Source organism: Saccharopolyspora sp. NPDC045839, assembly GCF_056431645.1.
This window is the reverse complement of the sequence record NZ_JBWKKH010000036.1, coordinates 5,137-23,479: the sequence shown is the minus strand read 5'-3', so window position 1 is coordinate 23,479 and position 18,343 is coordinate 5,137. Positions and strand designations below refer to the sequence as shown.

The window sequence follows — 18,343 nt, the reverse complement described above, 5'->3', positions numbered from 1 at the left end:
ATCGTCCCTCCCCGTAAGACGCCCGTCATTGGGCGCCATTCGTCGGATTGGTGGTCGGTTCTTTCGACAAAGCCTGTTGTGCGGCCTGGTCTGCGGCGGTACCGGGGCGGCGTCTGGCGACCCAGCCTTCGATGTTGCTCTGCTTCCCGCGGGCGACCGCCATCGCGCCGGGCGGGACATCCTGGGTGATCACCGAGCCGGCGGCGGTGTAGGCGCCGTCGCCGATCTCCACCGGGGCGACGAACATGTTGTCCGCGCCGGTCCGGGCGTGTGATCCGATCACGGTGTGGTGTTTGGCCACCCCGTCGTAGTTGACGAAGACCGTGGCGGCGCCGATGTTGCTCTGCTCGCCGATCGTCGCGTCGCCGACGTAGCTCAGGTGCGGCACCTTGGTGCCGTCGCCGATCGCGGCGTTCTTGGTCTCGACGAAGGTGCCGATCTTGCCCTTGGTGCCGAGCCGGGTGCCGGGGCGCAGGAACGCGAACGGCCCGACCTTGGCGTCCGGCCCGATCTCGGCGCCCTCGCCGTGGGTGCGCACGACCGACGCGCCGGGGTGGATCACGCAGCCGGTGAGCGTGGTGTCCGGGCCGACGACCGCGCCCTCGCCGACCTTGGTGCCGCCGCGCAGCTGCACGCCCGGCTCCAGCAGGACGTCGCGGTCCAGCTCCACGTCGCAGTCCAGCCACACCGAGTTCGGGTCGATGATCGTGACGCCCGCGTGCATCCAGCGCAGCAGCAGCCGGCGGTTGAGCTCGGCGCCGAGGCGGGCCAGCTGCACCCGGTCGTTCACGCCCTCGACCAGCCACGGGTCGGTGCAGATCAGCGCGCCGACCGGGCGGCCGTCGCCGCGCGCGATCGACAGCACGTCGGTCAGGTAGAGCTCGCCCTGGGCGTTGTCGGTGGACAGCCGCTTGAGCGCGTCGGCGAGCACTTCCGCGTCGAAGGCGTAGACGCCGGAGTTGATCTCGGTGATCGCCGCCTGCTCGGGGGTGGCGTCCTTCTGCTCGACGATCCCGGTCACCTGGCCGTCGGAATCGCGCAGCATCCGGCCGTAGCCGGTCGGCTCGTCGACGACCGCGGTCAGCACTGTGACGGCGTTGCCGGCTTCGCGGTGTTCGGAGAGCAGGGCGTGCAGCGCTTCGCTGTCGAGCAGCGGCACGTCGCCGTAGCTGACCAGCACCGTGCCCGTGAGGCCGGACGGCAGCTCGGAAAGCCCGCAGGAGACAGCGTGTCCGGTGCCGAGCTGCTCCTCCTGCACCGCGGTGACGACCGTGCGGTCCAGGGCGTCGGCCAGGCCGGTCAGGTGCTCGGCCACGGCGTCGCGGCCGTGCCCCAGCACGACCACCAGCGAGTCGGGGTCGAGACCGGCCGCGGCGCGCACGGCGTGTTCGACCAGGGGCCTGCCCGCAAGCCGGTGCAGGACCTTCGGCGTCGCCGATCGCATCCGAGTGCCCTCGCCCGCGGCGAGCACGATCGTGCTGACGGTTTCCGAAGACGCATCGCTGCGGGAGGAGGGCTGGGCGGTGTCGCCCTGGAGCATCAGCGCTCTCCCTTGATCTCTAGATGCGGCTCGGCGGCGTGGTTCAGCCGTCGGGCCGACGGTGCCTGTTGCGTCCAAGCGGGTGAAGGGTAACCGGCCCGGTACCCCCACGGCTCCGGTGCCCCTGCGCGCCTGTCCAGCGGATGTGATGGTACCGCCGACCGGCCCTAATACGTGCTCGAAGCCAGCCTTCTAGCTGCGGTTATGTGATCTTCGATGCACTCGTGGCGGTCCGCGGCGGGCCTCGCTGTGGCCGATCACACGGGTGATTCCGCGCCGACCGAACGGCAGGTCCGGTCGGCGCGGCCCGGCGGGGGAGGCCGCCAGGCCGCACCTGATCGGGTTAGAGAGCGTCCGGGGGAATCCACACCGAGTGATCCGCCGGGCCCTCGGCCGGCGGGCTGCTCGGCGGCGTGGCGGTCACGCCGGAGAACGCCGAGACGCGGTTGCCGCCGCCGCGCTTGGCCTGGTACATCGCGGCATCCGCGCGAGCCAGCACCTGCGCGGCCGATTCCTGCGGGCGCATCGCGACGACGCCGATCGACAGGGTCACCCCGTACGAGACCTCGCTCGGCAGGCTGTCGACGGCCTCGGTGGTGCGCTGCAGCGCCGCCTCGGCGGCGCCGAGCGTCGCGCCCGGCAGCAGCACGACGAACTCGTCACCGCCGTAGCGGGCCACGAAGTCGTCGACGCGCAACGTGTCGCGCAAGGTCATCGCGACCGTGCGCAGCACGTCGTCGCCTTCCGCGTGCGAGCAGCGGTCGTTGACGCCCTTGAACCCGTCGAGGTCCACCAGCGCCACCGCCAGCGGCTGCGCGTCGGGCGCGTTGAGCATCGTCTCCAGCCGGTCGTCCAGCGCGCGGCGGTTGGAGAGGCCGGTGAGCGGATCCTGCAGCGCCTGCCGGGTGATCGCGTCGTGCTTGTGGGTCAGCCGCGAGTTCTCCAGCCTGATGACCAAAGTGGACAGCCGGGCCTGGCGCATCGCCCACAGCTCGGTCTCCAGCTCCAGCGCGTAGTCCCGCAGCGCGGCGGGGCGGCGGCCGCCGTGGTCGACCAGGTGCGCGTGCTCCCGGGCCAGCGAGATCCGCAGCGTCGGCTCCGAAGTGTCGGTCTCCAGGTCGGCGCGGGCATCGGACAGCACCTGCACCGCCTCCTCGCTGCGATCCGCGATGGTCAGGCACCGGGACAGCGCGATCGCGACGATGATCTCCTCCCGCGGGTGGATCGCCCGGTCCAGGCTGCGCAGCACCTCCAGCCGCTCGATGTACTCGATGTGCGGCTGGGCCAGCGCGTGGGCGGCACCGAGCACCGGGACCTGTTCGGCGGCGGGGCGGTCGGACACGCGGGGGAACAGCGACTCCCGCCACGGGCCCTCCACCGCGACGGCGATCTGCGAGGCGGTGTCGAACCGGGTGTTCGCCTCCTCGTACTGCCCGATGCGCTCCAGCCGCAGGCCCCAGCCGAGCAGCATCCGGCACCGGTTGATCATGTGCACCGCGATCTCGTGCGGGCCGCCGCTCTCCCGGATCCGCTGGTGGGCGCGGGTCATCACCTCGTCGGCCGTCTCGTAGACGCCGAGCTGGGTGAGCACCAGGCCGATGTCGATCAGCGAGGTGGCCAGCAGCCGCTCCCACGACCGGCGGCCCAGCGTGCGGTCCGGGACCAGCTCGTCGTCGAGCATCGCCAGGCCGTGCGCCACCTCGGTCAGCGCGCTGTCCTCGCTGCCGCCGATCAGCGCGCGCCGGCTGCGCAGCGCGTGCGCGTCGGCTTCCAGGACCCGCAGCCCGTGCCGGCGGGTGTGCATGAGGAGTTCGTCGAGCAGCGGATCGGCGCTGTCGACCAGGCCGGGTGTCGTCAGCCGCATCGAGGCGCAGTGCCGCAGGAGCTGGCCGACGATGCGCGGCTCGCCGCGCCGCTGGGCCTCGGCGAGCAGGTCGTCCGCCTCGCGGATGGTGCTTCGCTGGCCGGACGCATCGCTGTGCTGGCCGACTGCGTTGAGTTCGCGTGCGCGCCCCACCAGCCAGGCGTCGGACACCTCGCTCAGCGTGGTCATCGGGTCTTCGCGCACGGCGGTCGTGTCGTCGCGCAGCGGCGCACACCCCCTGTTCACCATCGCTCCCCGGCGGCCCGGGCGGCGCGCTGGGCCTCACGAGGGGCTGCGCGCCGCGCCGGGTCCGGGAGGACCGCTCGCTCCGCCGCCAGGATTCGAACCTGGACCATCGGAACCAAAATCCGAGGTGCTGCCTTTACACCACGGCGGATCGGGCGCTGTCTGCCCGCGATGCCGGTTTGTGATCCCCGGCACCGCGGCCCGAGCTTACCGGCCCGGGCCGACAGGCGGTGGTACCCGGCCGACATCGTGACATGACCCGGCCGCCGGGTCGGCGTCGGGCTTGCGGGTCCTCGGGTCTCCTCGCGCGCTGGCACGTGAATGGGACGTGCATCAGCGTCCACCGGTTGCGTACAAGATCACCGCTGTTCGGGTGAACGAGGGCGATTCGGACACGCCCGGAGGCGCGCGACACGCCGCAATGTGCCGTCCGGGGGTGACGATTCGGCATCGAATAACTTACGCTTGCGTAGGTTACGGTCCCGTAGGGTGGAGGTGTTGCGGGCCCGTGATTTCCCGGCGCTGACCGTAGTTTTCCCACCTCCCCAACGCCATTCGAGGTATGAGTATGACCGCAGCAACCGAGCGCGTGGCCACGTCAGAGGCCGGCGCGGAGTCCGGGCCGAAGCCCCTGACCGCGGGCACCCGACCGTGGGTGGCGCAGCTGTCGGTGTACGTGTTCGTACTGGTGCCGTTCGTCGCCCTCCTGCTGGCGGTGCCGGCCGCCTGGGGCTGGGGCCTGGGCTGGGTCGACATCGGCTTGGCGCTGGTCTTCTACTTCGCGTCGGGGCTGGGTGTGACGGTCGGCTTCCACCGGTACTTCACGCACGGCTCGTTCAAGGCCAAGCGCGGGGTCAAGATCGCGTTGGCCATCTTCGGCATGATGGCCGTGCAGGGACCGGCGATCACGTGGGTCGCCGACCACCGTCGGCACCACGCCTTCTCCGACCGCGAGGGCGACCCGCACTCGCCGTGGCGCTTCGGCAGCTCGCCCGCCGCGCTGGCGAAGGGCTTCTGGCACGCGCACATGGGCTGGCTGTTCGAGCGCGACCTGACCAACGAGGACCGCTTCGCGCCGGACCTGCTCAAGGACGCGGAACTGGTGAAGGTCAACCGGCTGTTCCCGCTGTGGACGGCCCTCAGCCTCGTGCTGCCCGCCGTGCTGGGCGGGCTGTTCACCTGGTCGCTGTGGGGCGCGTTCACCGCGTTCTTCTGGGCCGGGCTGGTCCGGGTGTCGTTCCTGCACCACGTGACCTGGTCGGTGAACTCGATCTGCCACATGATCGGCGAGCGGCCGTTCAAGAGCCGGGACAAGGCGGCGAACTTCTGGCCGCTGGCGATCCTGTCCTTCGGCGAGTCGTGGCACAACCTGCACCACGCCGACCCGACCTGCGCCCGGCACGGCGTGCTGCGCGGCCAGATCGACATCTCGGCGCGCGTCATCTGGATCTTCGAGAAGCTCGGCTGGGCCTGGAACGTCCGCTGGTCCAACGAGAAGCGGCTCGCCCGGATCTCGGTCACCGAGTACAAGGGCTGATCCCCAACCGGTTCGAGGTGCCCGCGCGGCGAAATCGCGCGGGCACTTTTTCATCAGGCCTGGACATGCGTGTCGGGCCAGCACCTTAGGGTTGTGCGAGTGGTATCACGGCGACGCGGGCGGACTGCGCCCGAACCCGAGGCGCGGCCGAAAGGGCGCACCGCACGGGTCAGGATGACGGGCAAGGAACGTCGGCAGCAGCTGCTGGACGTCGCTAGGGCGCTGTTCGCGGAGAAGGGCTTCGACGGCACGTCCATCGAGGAGATCGCGCACCGCGCCGGGGTGTCGAAGCCGGTCGTCTACGAGCACTTCGGCGGCAAGGAAGGCGTCTACGCGGTGGTGGTCGACCGCGAGATGCGCAACCTGCTGGACCTGGTCGTCTCCGCCCTGTCGGCGGGGCATCCGCGGGACCTCCTGGAGCAGGCGGCGCGGGCGCTGCTGGACTACATCGACAACAACACCGACGGTTTCCGGGTGCTGGTGCGCGATTCGCCGGTGGCCAGCAACAGCGGCACCTTCTCCAGCCTGCTCAACGACATCGCGAGCCAGGTCGAGCACATCCTCGCCCTGCAGTTCAGCGCGCGGGGCTACGACGCGAAGCTCGCCCCGCTGTACAGCCAGGCGCTGGTCGGCATGGTGGCGCTGACCGGGCAGTGGTGGCTGGAGGCGCGCAAGCCGAAGAAGGAAGAGGTGGCCGCGCACCTGGTCAACCTCGCCTGGAACGGCCTCTCCCACCTGGAGCACAAGCCCCGCCTGTCCACGAAGTGACGCAATTTCCATTGAAATCGAACCTTCGATTTCAATGGAAATTGCGGGTTGTCCACATCCTCCCGGCGAGTCGTCGTCCGACACGCTGGAGGATGTGGACAACTTCTTCGATTTCAATGGAAATCGGACCTCTGATTTCCATTTGAAATTGCGGGTCTCCGATCTCCGGGTGGGTCAGGTCGTGGTGATGCGGAGGACCTTGTCGTCGGTTCCGTTGGACGTCGTCACGTAGAGGGCCCCGCCGGGGCCTTGGCGGGCCGCTCGGAGCCGGCCGTGGGTGTCGTTCAGCTCCGGGGGGATCGACACCTCGTCGATCGCGCCGTCCGGTCGCACCTCGAAGAGCAGCAGCTTGCTGCCCTTCAGCGCGGTGACCGCGAGCATCCCGTCGAAGCGGCCCCACTGCGAGCCGGTCAGGAACGCCGCCGCGCTGATCGCTTCGGTGTGATCGCCGGACGACCAGACCGCCTTGGCCGCGTCCGGGAAGCGGTGCAGGTCGGTCATCGGCACCGACTCGTCGTAGCTGTGTTCGGCCCCGCCGCGCGACGGGTCCCAGCCGTAGTTCCCGCCCGGCCGCAGCAGGTTGATCTCGTCGTCGACGTCCGGCCCGTGCTCCGCGACGAACACCTGACCGCCCGGCCGCGGCGCGACGCCCTGCGGGTTGCGGTGCCCGTAGGTGTACAGCAGCCGCTCGCGCGGGTTCGGCGAAGCGATGAAAGGGTTGTCCGGCAGCGGAGCGCCGGTGTCGATGTTCATCCGCAGGACCTTCCCGCCGAGCGAGCCGCGGTCCTGCGCGATCGCGGGCCGCGCCGTGTCCCCGGTGCTCACCAGCAGCGCGCCGTCCTCGGCCACCGCCAGCCGGCAGCCGGAGTGCCGCCCGCTGGGATTCACCGGCAGCCCGGTGAGCAGGTCGCCGACCCGGTCCGCGCGCGAGCCGTCCGCGGCCAGCCGCCAGGTGATCAACCGGACGTCGACCGCGGCGCCGTTCTCTTGATGCGTCTGGCAGGTGATGAACCGCCGGTTGTCGGCGAACGACGGGTGCACCAGCAGGCCCATCAGCCCGCCTTCGCCCTGGGCGAGCACGTCCCCGAGGTCCGCTTGCACCGGCCGCACCAGCGCTCCCGGCCGGTGATCGGCGAGCAGCGCGAGCCGGCCGGGGCGCTGGCCGACCAGCGCGGTGCCGTCCGGCAGGAACCCGATGTCCCAGGGGTGTTCCAGCCCGGCCGCGACGACCTCGACGCGCAGCGCCGACGGCCCCGGGGCGGCCGTGCTGACCGGTGCGGGCCGATCGTCGCTGCTCGCGCTGCCGCAGCCGGCCAAGGCGCCGATCAGCGGGAGGAGCAGGATGATCGCGGCGAACCGGCGCATGGGCATGCGCACAGTGTGACACCGGCCATGCGGTGCGTTCGGGTCGTCGCGTTCGTGTCGCACCGGAGTCGTAGTCTGGAACCCGTCGCCCCTGCGGTCTCGGCGTTCGTCCCGGGCAGGGGTGTGCCCGCATTCGCCATGTCTTGCTGCGAGGTAGCTCCATGAGCCAGGCCGGTCCCCTGCGCGGACTGCTCGAAATCGTGCTGCGCGATCCCGCCATCCGGCAGGTCGTGGCGGCGGCCGGGCGTCCGCGCCTGGTGCTGGAAGGCCCTGTCGCGGCCCGGTCGCTGACCGCCGGCGCGCTGGCCGCCGAGGGTGGTGCCGGGCGGCCGGTGCTGCTGGTCACCGCCACCGGCCGGGAGGCGGAGGAGGCCGCGGCGGCGCTGTCGGACCTGCTCGGCCCGGCCGGCATCGAGGTGTTCCCGTCCTGGGAAACCCTGCCGCACGAACGACTTTCGCCACGCGCCGACACCGTGGGCCGGCGGCTGTCGGTGCTGCGCCGCCTCGCGCATCCCGAGGAGCACGCGCACGGCGCCGTCCAGGTGCTGGTGACCACGGTGCGCAGCCTGATCCAGCCGATCGCGCCCGGGCTCGGCGAGCTGGCGCCGGTGCGGCTCGCGGTCGGCGTCGAGCACGACTTCGAGGAACTCGTCGAGCGGCTCGCGTCGCTGGCCTACGACCGGGTCGACATGGTCGAGAAGCGCGGCGAGTTCGCGGTGCGCGGCGGCATCGTCGACGTGTTCCCGCCGACCGAGGAACACCCGCTGCGGGTGGAGTTCTGGGGCGACGAGGTCACCGAGATCCGCCCGTTCGCCGTCGCCGACCAGCGCTCGCTCGCGGACTCGCCGAGCACCGAGCTGTTCGCCCCGGCCTGCCGGGAGCTGCTGATCACCGAGCAGGTCGCCGAGCGCGCCGCGAAGCTCGCCGAGCAGCACCAGACCGACACGCACCTCGCCGAGATGCTGGAGAAGATCGCCGGCGGTGCCCCGGTGGAGGGCATGGAGGCGCTGATCCCGGCGCTGTGCGAAGGCGAGATGCGGCTGCTGACCGACCTGGTCCCGGCGGGCACGCACGTGCTGCTCGCCGACCCGGAGAAGATCCACGCCCGCGCCGCCGACCTGGTGCGCACCGGCCAGGAGTTCCTGGAGGCCTCCTGGATGGTCGCCGCCGACGGCGGCAAGGCGCCGATCGACCTGGGCGCCTCGGCCTACCGCAGCCTCGCGGAGGTCGCCGAGCACACCCGCTCGCTCGACCTGCCGTGGTGGCCGCTGACCCAGCTGACCAGCGAGGAGGGCGAGGACGATGACGAGGTCATCCGGCTCGTCCTCAAGCAGGTCGACGCCTACCGCGGCGAGATCGAGCGCGCCTTCGCCGACCTGCGGGCGCACACCGCCGCCGGCGGCGCGGCGGTGCTGGTGCTGGCCGGTGCGGGCACCGCCCAGCGCGCGGTGCAGCAGCTGCGCGAAGCGGAGCTGCCCGCGCGGCTGGCCGAGGACGGCCTGGCGGCGGAGCCGGAAGCCGGCGTGGTGACGGTGGTGCGCGGCGGGCTGGAGGACGGTTTCGCGGCGCCCGGGATCGCGCTGGTGGTGCTCACCGAGGCGGACCTGACCGGCGGCCGGGGCGGCACCTCCACGAAGGACATGCGCCGGATGCCGTCGCGGCGGCGCAACGCGGTCGATCCGCTGGCGCTCAAGAACGGCGACTTCGTGGTGCACGAGCAGCACGGCATCGGCAAGTACGTGGAGATGGTGCAGCGCACCGTCGCCGGTGCGACCCGCGAGTACCTGGTGCTGGAGTACGCGGCGAGCAAGCGCGGCCAGCCCGGTGACCGGCTGTTCGTGCCGACCGACCAGCTCGACGAAGTCACCCGATACGTCGGCGGCGAGGCGCCGGCGCTGAGCAGGCTCGGCGGCTCGGACTGGAAGAACACCAAGGCCAAGGCGCGCAAGGCGGTCAAGGAGATCGCCGCCGAGCTGGTGCAGCTCTACGCGGCCCGGCAGTCCTCGCCCGGGCACGCCTTCGGCGGGGACACGCCGTGGCAGCGGGAGCTGGAGGACGCCTTCCCCTACACCGAGACCGGCGACCAGCTGGCCGCCATCGACGAGGTGAAGGCCGACATGCAGCGCCCGGTGCCGATGGACCGGGTGATCTGCGGCGACGTCGGTTACGGCAAGACCGAGATCGCGGTGCGCGCGGCGTTCAAGGCGGCGCAGGACGGCAAGCAGGTCGCCGTGCTGGTGCCCACGACGCTGCTCGCCCAGCAGCACCTGAACACCTTCACCGACCGGATGCGGTCGTTCCCGGTGGCGGTCAAGGGCCTGTCCCGGTTCACCGACCCGATGGAGTCCGAGGAGACCATCAAGGGCCTGGCCGACGGCGCGGTCGACATCGTGATCGGCACGCACCGGCTGCTGCAGACCGGGATCCGCTACAAGGACCTGGGCCTGGTGATCGTCGACGAGGAGCAGCGCTTCGGCGTCGAGCACAAGGAGCACATCAAGGCACTGCGCACGCACGTGGACGTGCTGACCATGTCGGCTACGCCGATCCCGCGGACGCTGGAGATGAGCATGGCGGGCATCCGGGAGATGTCGACCATCCTCACCCCGCCGGAGGAGCGGCACCCGATCCTGACCTACGTCGGCGCGTACGACCAGAAGCAGGTCGCCGCCGCGATCCGGCGCGAGCTGCTGCGCGACGGCCAGGTGTTCTTCGTGCACAACCGGGTGCACGACATCGAGAAGGTCGCGCGCCAGCTGCGGGAACTGGTGCCGGAGGCGCGAATCGTCACGGCGCACGGGCAGATGAACGAGGACCGGCTGGAGAAGATCATCCAGGGGTTCTGGGAGCGCGAGCACGACGTGCTGGTGTGCACCACGATCGTCGAGACCGGCCTGGACATCTCCAACGCGAACACGCTGATCGTGGACCGCTCCGACCTGCTCGGCCTCGCCCAGCTGCACCAGCTGCGCGGCCGCGTCGGGCGGGCGCGGGAGCGCGGCTACGCCTACTTCCTGTACCCGCCGGAGAAGCCGCTGACCGACACGGCGCACGACCGGCTGGCGACCATCGCGCAGAACTCCGAGCTCGGCGCGGGCATGGCGGTCGCGATGAAGGACCTGGAGATCCGCGGCGCGGGCAACATCCTCGGCGCCGAGCAGTCCGGGCACATCGCGGGCGTCGGCTTCGACCTGTACGTGCGGCTGGTCGGCGAGGCCGTGGAGGCGTTCCGGCGGCACGCGGGGGCGGAGCCGGGCGAGGCGGAGGAGGAGCTCACCGAGGTCCGGGTCGACCTGCCCATCGACGCGCACATCCCGCACGACTACGTGCCGGGGGAGCGGCTGCGGCTGGAGGCGTACCGCAAGCTCGCGGCGGCGTTCGACGTCGAGGCGCTGGAGGCGGTGCGAGCGGAGCTCGTCGACCGGTACGGGCAGCTGCCCGAGCCGGTGGAGCGGCTGCTGAAGGTGGCGCGGTTCCGGCAGGCCTGCCGCGAGCACGGGGTCCGCGAGGTGACCCTGCAGGGCGCGTCGCTGCGGTTGGCGCCGCTGGAGCTGCCCGACTCGAAGCAGGTGCGGCTCAAGCGCCTCTACCCGAAGGCGGTGTACAAGCCGGCGGTCCGCACGGTGTCGGTGCCGAGGCCGACGGAGGGCGCGGCGGGCGGCCGGATCGGCGCGCCGCAGCTGCGCGACGAGGCGCTGCTGGACTGGTGCACCAAGTTCCTGGAGGACCTCACCACCGCCCCGGCCCCGGTCGCCTGAGCCGGGGAGCGCGAGTTTTCGCCTGGTCAAGCGCTCGTGAGTGCTTTGGGTCGCGATAGCACCCCAAAGCACTCGCGAGCGTTGCGCGCCCGGCCGCGGCCTCGCGAAGCTGCGATCTCCCGGGTGGGCGCACCCGTGCTTCTGAGTTGCCGGGATCCCGCCCTGGCGTGACGGTTGATCCGGCTTCGCAGGGCGTCACGAGGAGGCGCGGCATCATGACCAGGAAGTCCTCGGAACCGCAGAAGGCGGGCGACGGCATCCCGCGGTCCCCCGCCGCGTTCGCCGTCGAGCAGGCGCCCCGCACCGACTTCGTCGTCTTCGGGGTCACCGCCGCGATCACCGTCTTCTTCGTCTGCTGGGGCGTGTTCTCCACCGAATCGCTGGCGCGGATGTCGTCCGCCGCGCTGTCCTGGCTGGTCACCAACATCGGCTGGGGCTTCGTGCTCGCCGCCACCGGGTTCGTGGTGTTCGCGCTGTGGCTGGCGATCAGCCGCTACGGCGCGATCCCGCTCGGGCGGGACGACGAAGAGCCGGAATTCCGCACCGTGTCGTGGATCGCGATGATGTTCAGCGCCGGCATGGGCATCGGCCTGATGTTCTTCGGCGTCGCCGAGCCGCTGGCGCACTTCGTCAAGCCGCCGCCGGGCACGGTGCCGCCGCTGAGCGAGGCGGCGGTGGAGACCGCGATGGCGACGTCGCTGTTCCACTGGACGCTGCACCCGTGGTCGATCTACGCGGTCGTCGGGCTGGCCATCGCCTACGGCAGCTTCCGGCGCGGCCGCAAGCAGCTGATCAGCGCGGCGTTCACGCCGCTGCTCGGCAGGCGCAACGCGGAGGGGTGGGTCGGCAAGCTGATCGACATCCTCGCGCTGTTCGCGACGCTGTTCGGCTCCGCCGCGTCGCTGGGTCTGGGGACGCTGCAGATCCAGAGCGGCATGCAGTCGGCCGGCTGGATCGCCGGCGTCGGCAACACGGTTCTGGTGCTGATCATCGTGGTGCTGACGATCTGCTTCATCTTCTCGGCGGTGTCGGGCGTGGCCAAGGGCATCCAGTGGCTGTCCAACATCAACATGGTGCTGGCCGCGCTGCTCGCGCTCTTCGTGTTCGTGGTCGGCCCGACGGTGTTCATCCTCGACCTGCTGCCCACCACGATCGGTGTCTACCTGCGCGACTTCGGCGAGATGGCCTCCCGGTCCGGCGCCACCGGCGGCGCGGCGATGAACGACTGGCTGTCCAGCTGGACGGTCTTCTACTGGGCGTGGTGGATCTCGTGGACGCCCTTCGTGGGCATGTTCATCGCCCGCATCAGCCGCGGCCGCACCATCCGGCAGTTCGTCACCGGCGTGATCCTGGTGCCCAGCGCGGTGAGCCTGGTGTGGTTCGCGATCTTCGGCGGCAGCGGGATCCGGGTGCAGCAGAGCGGGGTCGACGTGTACCGCAGCGGCGGCGAGGAGGCGCAGACGTTCGCCGTGCTGGACACGCTGCCGCTGTCGGCGATCACCACGGTGCTGGTGATGGTCCTGGTGGCGATCTTCTTCGTCTCCGGCGCCGACGCGGCGTCGGTGGTGATGGGCACGCTGTCGCAGCGCGGTTCGATCGAGCCGAAGCGGTGGATGGTGGTCTTCTGGGGCGCGGCGACGGGCGCGGTGGCCGCGATCATGCTCATCGTCGGCGGCGAGAACGCGCTCAGCGGCATCCAGAACCTGACCTTCCTGGCGTCGGCGCCGTTCGCGGTGGTGATGGTGCTGCTGTGCGTCGCGCTGATGAAGGACCTGCGCGAGGACCCGATGATGCAGCGCGGCATGAAGGGCGCACAGGTGCTGGAGCAGGCGGTCATCCACGGAACGGAGCGCCACGGCGGGGACTTCCAGCTGGAAGTGGGCCCGGCCGAAGACGATTCGAAGCAGACCTGATCGTCCGCTGTGGATGGTCCACAGAGGATTTCGGACCCGCTGATCCCCGGTGCGGTGGATCGTGCGCCAGATGTCCGGGAGATCAGTTGCGGATATGCGGAACCTCCCGCGCCGGGCTGCGTCTATGGGAGAAAGGCTTTCCTGGCGAGAGGTTCTGACGATGTCGTTGCGCAGCAAGCTGGTTCTGGCGACCGGTTCGATCGCGCTGTCCGTGCTGGCGTTGACCGGATGCGCCGCGGGCGCCGAGACGCCGGCCCCCGCGCCCTCGGCCGGTGGTTCCGCGCCGATCGGTGGCGTGTCCAACCTGACGTCGTCGGCCACCAAGCCGGAGATCCGCGCAGGTGTGCACGGCGGCGAGGAGCGGGTCGTGTTCGACTTCAGCAAGCTCCCGAACGCTTCGGGCCTGAAGGTGATGAAGCACGAGATCAACTCGCAGTCGCCGGCCTGGGGCGGCTCCGGCGAGCCGGTCGAAGGCATGACCGGCAAGGCGTTCCTGCACATCTACGTGGAGATCGCCGACCAGGACCGCAGCACCGCCGGGCCCGAGCAGCTCGGCCAGAAGCTGGCGAAGAGCGCGGTCGTCAACGACAACTCGCACGGCACCGGCGAGCTGACCATCGGGCTTTCCCAGGGCGTCGACTACGAGGTGCTGGTCGAGGGCGAGAAGGTGATCGTCAACATGGCCGAGGGCTCGTTGGGCCGTTGAGTCGAACGGGTGTCACGAGCGTCGACTTCGGACTGTGTCGAGGCTTCACCGGAACGTGACTTCGTGAGAGGGTGCCCGCTGTGAGGTTCAGCATGCCGCGCCACGGGCGCCTTCTCGCATCGATCGCCGCAGCCGGCCTGCTGCTCGCCGGTTGCGGCTCCGGCCCCAGCCAGGTCGGCGCCGCCGCCATCGTCGGCGAAACCCGAATCCCGGTCTCCGCCGTCCAGTCCTGGTTCGGCGAGGTGCTCGCGAAGGAGCCGGACCTCAAACCGCAGCTGCAGCAGCAGGGGAACCTCGACGAGCTCGGCAGGCAGCTGGCCGCGCAGCTCGTCCGGCAGGAGCTGGTCGACCAGGCGGCCCGCGACGAGCGGCTGACCGTCACCGATCAGCAGATCGCCGACCGGATCAACCGGATGGGCGGCCCGCAGGCGGCGACCGAGGGCAAGATCTACACCCCGCAGAACCTCCGCGACGTGGTCCGGACCCAGCTGCTGACGACGGAACTCGGCCGCAAGTACTTCGATCGGCTGGAGATCACCTTCGACTACACCCAGGCGACCACGCGCGGCGAGGCGGAGGAGAAGGCGCGCCGCATGGCGCAGGGTCCGGCGGAGGCCGCCGCGGTCGTCAACGAGGCGGCCAGGGCGGGCGTCCCGGCCGCGCTCGACCAGAGGTTGCGCGCCACCGACAGCCCGCAGCTCGCGGCCTCGACGCCGCTGTTCGGCGCGCAGCCCGGCACGGTCCTGGCCTTCGAGCCGGAGCAGAACTCCGGCCAGTGGCTGATCGCGCGGATCAAGGAGCGCCGCACCGACGTGCCGCCGATGCCGGCTGCGGGCGGCGCGGACGAGCAGACGCTGCAAGGCCTCGGCGCGTACCTCCTCGGCATCACCGCGGACCGCGTCGGGGTGCAGCTCAGCCCGCGCTACGGCACGTGGGACCAGGTGGGCCTGACCGCGGTCCCGAGCGAGGGCGAAACCACCGGATTCCGCCTCACCGGCCGACCCGCGGCCGGCTGACCCCGGGGGTCCGCGGTTTCAATCGAAACCGCAGGCCATTTGAAATCGAAGAGCTCATCCACACCCTCCCGCGTGTCGTCGCCCGACACGCGGGCAGGGTGTGGGCGACCCGCAATTTCCATTGAAATCGAAGGTCCGATTTCAATGGAAATTGCGGGAGTTGGTCATGGTGACCAACGCCTCTGCACCTGCGTTCACGGCACGGGTTGCGGCTGGGACAATCGCAGCATGAGGGAGGTCCGAGTGGCGGAAGGTTCTGCGGTCGTTCTGGTCGACGACCGGCTTGGCGAGGTCCTACCGGCCGCGGCGTTGCCGCTGCTGCGCAGCGCGGCCGCCGTCTACGCCGAACCCGGTCTCGCGCCCGCTACGCGCGCGGCGCTCGACGCTCCCGCCCCGCCTCCGGTCGCGGACCTGCTGGCGCAGGCCGCGCGGGAACCGGTCGTGCTGGTCGCCGGCGAGCTCGGCTCCGCCGAGGCCGACGGCTTGCGCGCCGCTGGTGCGCGGGTGATCGCCGCCCCGGCGCCGGCCGGGATCGAGCTGCTGGACGCGGTGACGGTGATGGACCGGCTGCGCTCGCCCGGCGGCTGCCCGTGGGACGCCGAGCAGGACCACGACACGCTGCGCAAATACCTCGTCGAGGAGACCTACGAGCTGCTCGACGCGATCGACCTCCGCGATCGGGAGGCGCTGCGCGAGGAGCTGGGCGACGTGCTGCTGCAGGTCCTGTTCCACGCGCGGGTGGCGACCGAGGACGCGGCCGATCCGTTCGACATCGACGCCGTTGCCGCGGGCCTGGTCAGCAAGCTCGTGTCCCGGCACCCGCACGTCTTCGCCGACGACCCGGAGCTGCTGGACGCCGAGTCGCAGCACGCCCGCTGGGAAGAGCTGAAGCAGCGGGAGAAGCAGCGCGAATCCATTGTGGATGGTGTGGCGCTGGGGCAGCCCGCGGTGGCCCTGGCCGCCAAGCTGGTGCAGCGCGCGGACCGCGCCGGGATCCCGGCGGACGCGATGCCGCGCGGCGAAGCGCCCGGCGACGCGCTGTTCGGCATCGCCGCGCAGGCGAAGCTGGCCGGTCGCGATCCGGAGGACGAGCTGCGCGCGGTCGCGCTGGCCTTCGCCGAGCGCATCCGGGCGGCCGAGCGGCGGGCCCGCGAGTCCGGTCGGGAGCCGGTGGCCCTCTCGGTGGCCGACTGGCGGGAGCTTATGTCTGATTTGCCGGACCCTGCGGGTGTGCGCTCGGAGTGGTGACGCACACTGATCGCGGGCGCGTCGGCTGACGAAACGGCGACTCGCGGCGATATCTCTCGATGGGGCATGCCTGCTGGATCGGAGCCCCGTGCATCTGGGTGCGTTGAGGAGGTTGCTCTTGCCGCGTCGGTTATGGCTGCTGCTGGCTCCCGTGATCACGTTGTTGGCGTCTTGCGCGCCGCAGGTTCCGACGTCGTCGACGCGGAGCAGCGGCGAGTTCACGCTGCCGTCCGCGGTCGCGCCGCCCGACCCGGGCGTCGATCCGCCGTCGGTGCGGCTGCTCGCGCCGGGCGGGCCGCCGCTGCCGGTGAGCGCCCGGCCGCAGGGGCAGCTTTCCGGCTGGGCCGAGTCGATGGCCGACGAGCTCAACATCCCGCGCGCCGCGCTCCAGGCCTACGGCTACGCGCAGCAGCTCATCGGGGAGAACTCGCCGAACTGCGGCCTGAGCTGGTCGGTTCTCGCCGGGATCGGCGCGGTGGAATCCAGCCACGGCCGCTACGGCGGGGCGCGACTGGACGAGACCGGGCGGCCGAGCATCCCGGTCATCGGGCTGCCGCTGGACGGCAGCACCGGGGTCAAGCGCATCCCGGACACCGACGGCGGCGAGTTCGACGGCGACCGGGTGTGGGATCGCGCGGTGGGTCCGCTGCAGTTCATCCCGAGCACCTGGCGCGACTGGGAGTACGACGCGGACGGCGACGGAGTGGCGGATCCGCAGGACATCGACGACGCGGCCGTCGCGGCCGGCAACTACCTGTGCAGCGTGGGCGGCGACCTGCGCGATCCGGAGCGGTTCTGGAAGGCGCTGCTGACCTACAACGAGAGCCGCAGCTACGGCCAGGAAGTGCTGGACTACGCCGACTACTACGGCAAGGCGAGCCGCCGCATCCCGACCGAGGGCTGAGCACCGCGATGACCCCAGGCAACACACCCACCTGACGGTTTCCATTGAGGGTTTTCCAGCCTCGTTTTGCGTGGCGGTGCGGGTAGCGGAACCTCAGAGGCTTCCTGGTCTGTGGGTGCCCTGACTGATGTATGTCCAATACACGGCGTCAGGGCCGTCCTCGCCGGGAGAACCCCGGAGGGGTGGGCACAGTGAACCCGCGGCGGTGCCAGTTGCGGGGGTGGGCTATGCGCCTGCGGCGCATGCGACATCTCATCGAGGTGAGGCTTTGCGGCCCGCGGCTGCGGGCCGACCAGGATGAATAACGCTCATGAAACTGCGCGCCCCGGGTGCGGTCTGCGACGAGGCTTCGGGACGCGGAGCGAGGCGGCGATTTCGCGCGAAATCGCCATCCGGCAGGCGTGGCGAACGTCGATTTCGCGCGAAATCGCCGCGCGAACGAGTCCCGAACGGCCCGGTGCGGATGTGAGCGGGGCGAGCCGGGGTGGCGCGCGTCGTCCGGGGCGTAGAACGACTGATCGGACGCTGGAGGTCCGGGGCTACTAGCAAGTAGCCTGGGCGGCGTGATCAAGACCACCTCGCCGCTGTCGGCCGCCTCCGGGCGGCTCGCGGTCGCGGTTGGGCTGCTGGCCGCGATGGTCGGCGGGGTCGGGCTGGTCAGCGCGTTCGCCGAGCCGCAGGCCGCCCCGGTGGCCGCGCCGCCGCCCGAGCAGCAGGAGGTCGAGCCCGCGCAGGTGGCGCCCGGCTCGGTCGCGCCCCCGATCGAGGAACCCCTCCCGCAGCCCGGCCCCGACCTCGACCCGGTGCGCGCCGACCCGGTGCGGGAGTGGGCCGACGAGGTGTCGGCGGTGGTGGACATCCCGGCCCGCGCGATCGTCTCCTACGTCAACGCCGACCTGGCGATGCGCCGGTACCAGCCCGGCTGCCGGATCTCCTGGGCGAGTCTCGCGGGCATCGGGCGCATCGAATCCAACCACGGCCGCTTCGCCGGCCGGCAGCTGCGCGAGGACGGCCGCCCGTCGAACCCGATCATCGGGGTGCCGCTCGACGGCGGGCCGGGCATCCGGCTGATCCCGGACACCGACGGCGGCGCGTTCGACGGCGACACCGTGCACGACCGCGCGGTCGGCCCGATGCAGTTCATCCCGTCCACGTGGCGGAGGTGGGCGACCGACGGCAACGGCGACGGCCTCGGCGATCCGCAGAACCTCGACGACGCCGCGATGGCCGCGGCCCGCTACCTGTGCGCGGGCGGCCGGGACATGACCACCGGCTCGGGCTGGTGGGCCGGGGTCTTCTCGTACAACAACTCGGTGGAGTACGGCCAGAAGGTGTTCGCGCTGGCGGAGTCCTACGCCGAAGCGGGCAACCGCCGCCGCTGACCGGCGGTGGGGGGGGGGGGGGGGGGGGGGGGGGGGGAGGGGGTGGGGGGGGGGGGGGGGGGGGGGGGGAGGGGGGGGGGGGGGGGGGGGGAGCGT

The 18,343-nt window shown here is 71.4% G+C and carries 12 protein-coding genes and 1 tRNA gene; 9 read left to right on the top strand and 4 right to left on the bottom strand.

The annotated features are described in order from the left end of the window. Positions 1 to 25: 25 nt before the first annotated feature. The 3 genes from glmU to AC07EQ_RS35220 form a co-directional block, all read right to left on the bottom strand. Positions 26 to 1,540 carry a bifunctional UDP-N-acetylglucosamine diphosphorylase/glucosamine-1-phosphate N-acetyltransferase GlmU gene (gene glmU, locus AC07EQ_RS35230; protein WP_478392148.1) on the bottom strand — a complete coding sequence of 505 codons (1,515 nt, stop codon included), beginning with the start codon at positions 1,538 to 1,540 and terminating at the stop codon, positions 26 to 28. Positions 1,541 to 1,883: 343 nt separating this feature from the next. Beyond that, entirely contained in the window at positions 1,884 to 3,653 is a 1,770-nt protein-coding gene (locus AC07EQ_RS35225; protein WP_478392147.1) for a tetratricopeptide repeat-containing diguanylate cyclase, read from the bottom strand. 77 nt (positions 3,654 to 3,730) lie between these two features. Next, positions 3,731 to 3,801, bottom strand: a tRNA-Gln gene (locus tag AC07EQ_RS35220). Between the two features lie 417 nt (positions 3,802 to 4,218). Between AC07EQ_RS35220 and AC07EQ_RS35215 the strand changes: the two genes are divergently transcribed. Further along, complete coding sequence (locus AC07EQ_RS35215; protein ID WP_478392146.1) at positions 4,219 to 5,187, top strand: acyl-CoA desaturase; 969 nt, start codon at positions 4,219 to 4,221, stop codon at positions 5,185 to 5,187. A gap of 174 nt (positions 5,188 to 5,361) precedes the next feature. Next, positions 5,362 to 5,955 (top strand): TetR/AcrR family transcriptional regulator, encoded by a 594-nt coding sequence (locus AC07EQ_RS35210; RefSeq protein WP_093265895.1) that lies wholly within the window; start codon positions 5,362 to 5,364, stop codon positions 5,953 to 5,955. 174 nt (positions 5,956 to 6,129) lie between these two features. Here AC07EQ_RS35210 and AC07EQ_RS35205 read toward each other — a convergent pair whose 3' ends face one another. Continuing rightward, the gene (locus tag AC07EQ_RS35205; RefSeq protein ID WP_478392209.1) at positions 6,130 to 7,320 is read right to left on the bottom strand and encodes a PQQ-dependent sugar dehydrogenase; all 1,191 of its coding nucleotides are present in this window, start codon (positions 7,318 to 7,320) and stop codon (positions 6,130 to 6,132) included. Between the two features lie 161 nt (positions 7,321 to 7,481). On the opposite strand from AC07EQ_RS35205, the gene mfd reads away from it, so the two are divergent. The 7 genes from mfd (at position 7,482) to AC07EQ_RS35170 (ending at position 18,247) form a co-directional block, all read left to right on the top strand. Then, positions 7,482 to 11,078, top strand: coding sequence for a transcription-repair coupling factor (gene mfd / locus AC07EQ_RS35200; protein ID WP_478392145.1), 3,597 nt, complete (start codon positions 7,482 to 7,484; stop codon positions 11,076 to 11,078). 215 nt (positions 11,079 to 11,293) lie between these two features. Further along, positions 11,294 to 12,991, top strand: coding sequence for a BCCT family transporter (locus tag AC07EQ_RS35195; protein ID WP_478392144.1), 1,698 nt, complete (start codon positions 11,294 to 11,296; stop codon positions 12,989 to 12,991). 160 nt (positions 12,992 to 13,151) lie between these two features. Next, positions 13,152 to 13,697: an AMIN-like domain-containing (lipo)protein gene (locus tag AC07EQ_RS35190; protein ID WP_478392143.1), complete on the top strand. Its 546-nt coding sequence runs from the start codon at positions 13,152 to 13,154 to the stop codon at positions 13,695 to 13,697. Positions 13,698 to 13,789: 92 nt separating this feature from the next. Next, positions 13,790 to 14,713 (top strand): SurA N-terminal domain-containing protein, encoded by a 924-nt coding sequence (locus AC07EQ_RS35185; RefSeq protein ID WP_478392142.1) that lies wholly within the window; start codon positions 13,790 to 13,792, stop codon positions 14,711 to 14,713. Between the two features lie 228 nt (positions 14,714 to 14,941). Next, positions 14,942 to 15,961, top strand: a complete 1,020-nt coding sequence (locus AC07EQ_RS35180; protein WP_478392141.1) for a nucleoside triphosphate pyrophosphohydrolase — start codon at positions 14,942 to 14,944, stop codon at positions 15,959 to 15,961. Between the two features lie 118 nt (positions 15,962 to 16,079). Next, complete coding sequence (locus tag AC07EQ_RS35175) at positions 16,080 to 16,865, top strand: lytic transglycosylase domain-containing protein (RefSeq protein ID WP_478392140.1); 786 nt, start codon at positions 16,080 to 16,082, stop codon at positions 16,863 to 16,865. Between the two features lie 563 nt (positions 16,866 to 17,428). After that, positions 17,429 to 18,247 (top strand): lytic transglycosylase domain-containing protein, encoded by an 819-nt coding sequence (locus tag AC07EQ_RS35170; protein WP_478392139.1) that lies wholly within the window; start codon positions 17,429 to 17,431, stop codon positions 18,245 to 18,247. Positions 18,248 to 18,343: the final 96 nt, after the last annotated feature.

What these genes read in the sequence shown, in the direction of transcription:
- glmU (WP_478392148.1), bottom strand. Translation starts at nt 1,540, where the DNA reads ATGCTCCAGGGCGACACCGCCCAGCCCTCCTCCCGCAGCGATGCGTCT.
- AC07EQ_RS35225 (WP_478392147.1), bottom strand. Translation starts at nt 3,653, where the DNA reads ATGGTGAACAGGGGGTGTGCGCCGCTGCGCGACGACACGACCGCCGTG.
- AC07EQ_RS35215 (WP_478392146.1), top strand. Translation starts at nt 4,219, where the DNA reads ATGACCGCAGCAACCGAGCGCGTGGCCACGTCAGAGGCCGGCGCGGAG.
- AC07EQ_RS35210 (WP_093265895.1), top strand. Translation starts at nt 5,362, where the DNA reads ATGACGGGCAAGGAACGTCGGCAGCAGCTGCTGGACGTCGCTAGGGCG.
- AC07EQ_RS35205 (WP_478392209.1), bottom strand. Translation starts at nt 7,320, where the DNA reads ATGCGCCGGTTCGCCGCGATCATCCTGCTCCTCCCGCTGATCGGCGCC.
- mfd (WP_478392145.1), top strand. Translation starts at nt 7,482, where the DNA reads ATGAGCCAGGCCGGTCCCCTGCGCGGACTGCTCGAAATCGTGCTGCGC.
- AC07EQ_RS35195 (WP_478392144.1), top strand. Translation starts at nt 11,294, where the DNA reads ATGACCAGGAAGTCCTCGGAACCGCAGAAGGCGGGCGACGGCATCCCG.
- AC07EQ_RS35190 (WP_478392143.1), top strand. Translation starts at nt 13,152, where the DNA reads ATGTCGTTGCGCAGCAAGCTGGTTCTGGCGACCGGTTCGATCGCGCTG.
- AC07EQ_RS35185 (WP_478392142.1), top strand. Translation starts at nt 13,790, where the DNA reads ATGCCGCGCCACGGGCGCCTTCTCGCATCGATCGCCGCAGCCGGCCTG.
- AC07EQ_RS35180 (WP_478392141.1), top strand. Translation starts at nt 14,942, where the DNA reads ATGAGGGAGGTCCGAGTGGCGGAAGGTTCTGCGGTCGTTCTGGTCGAC.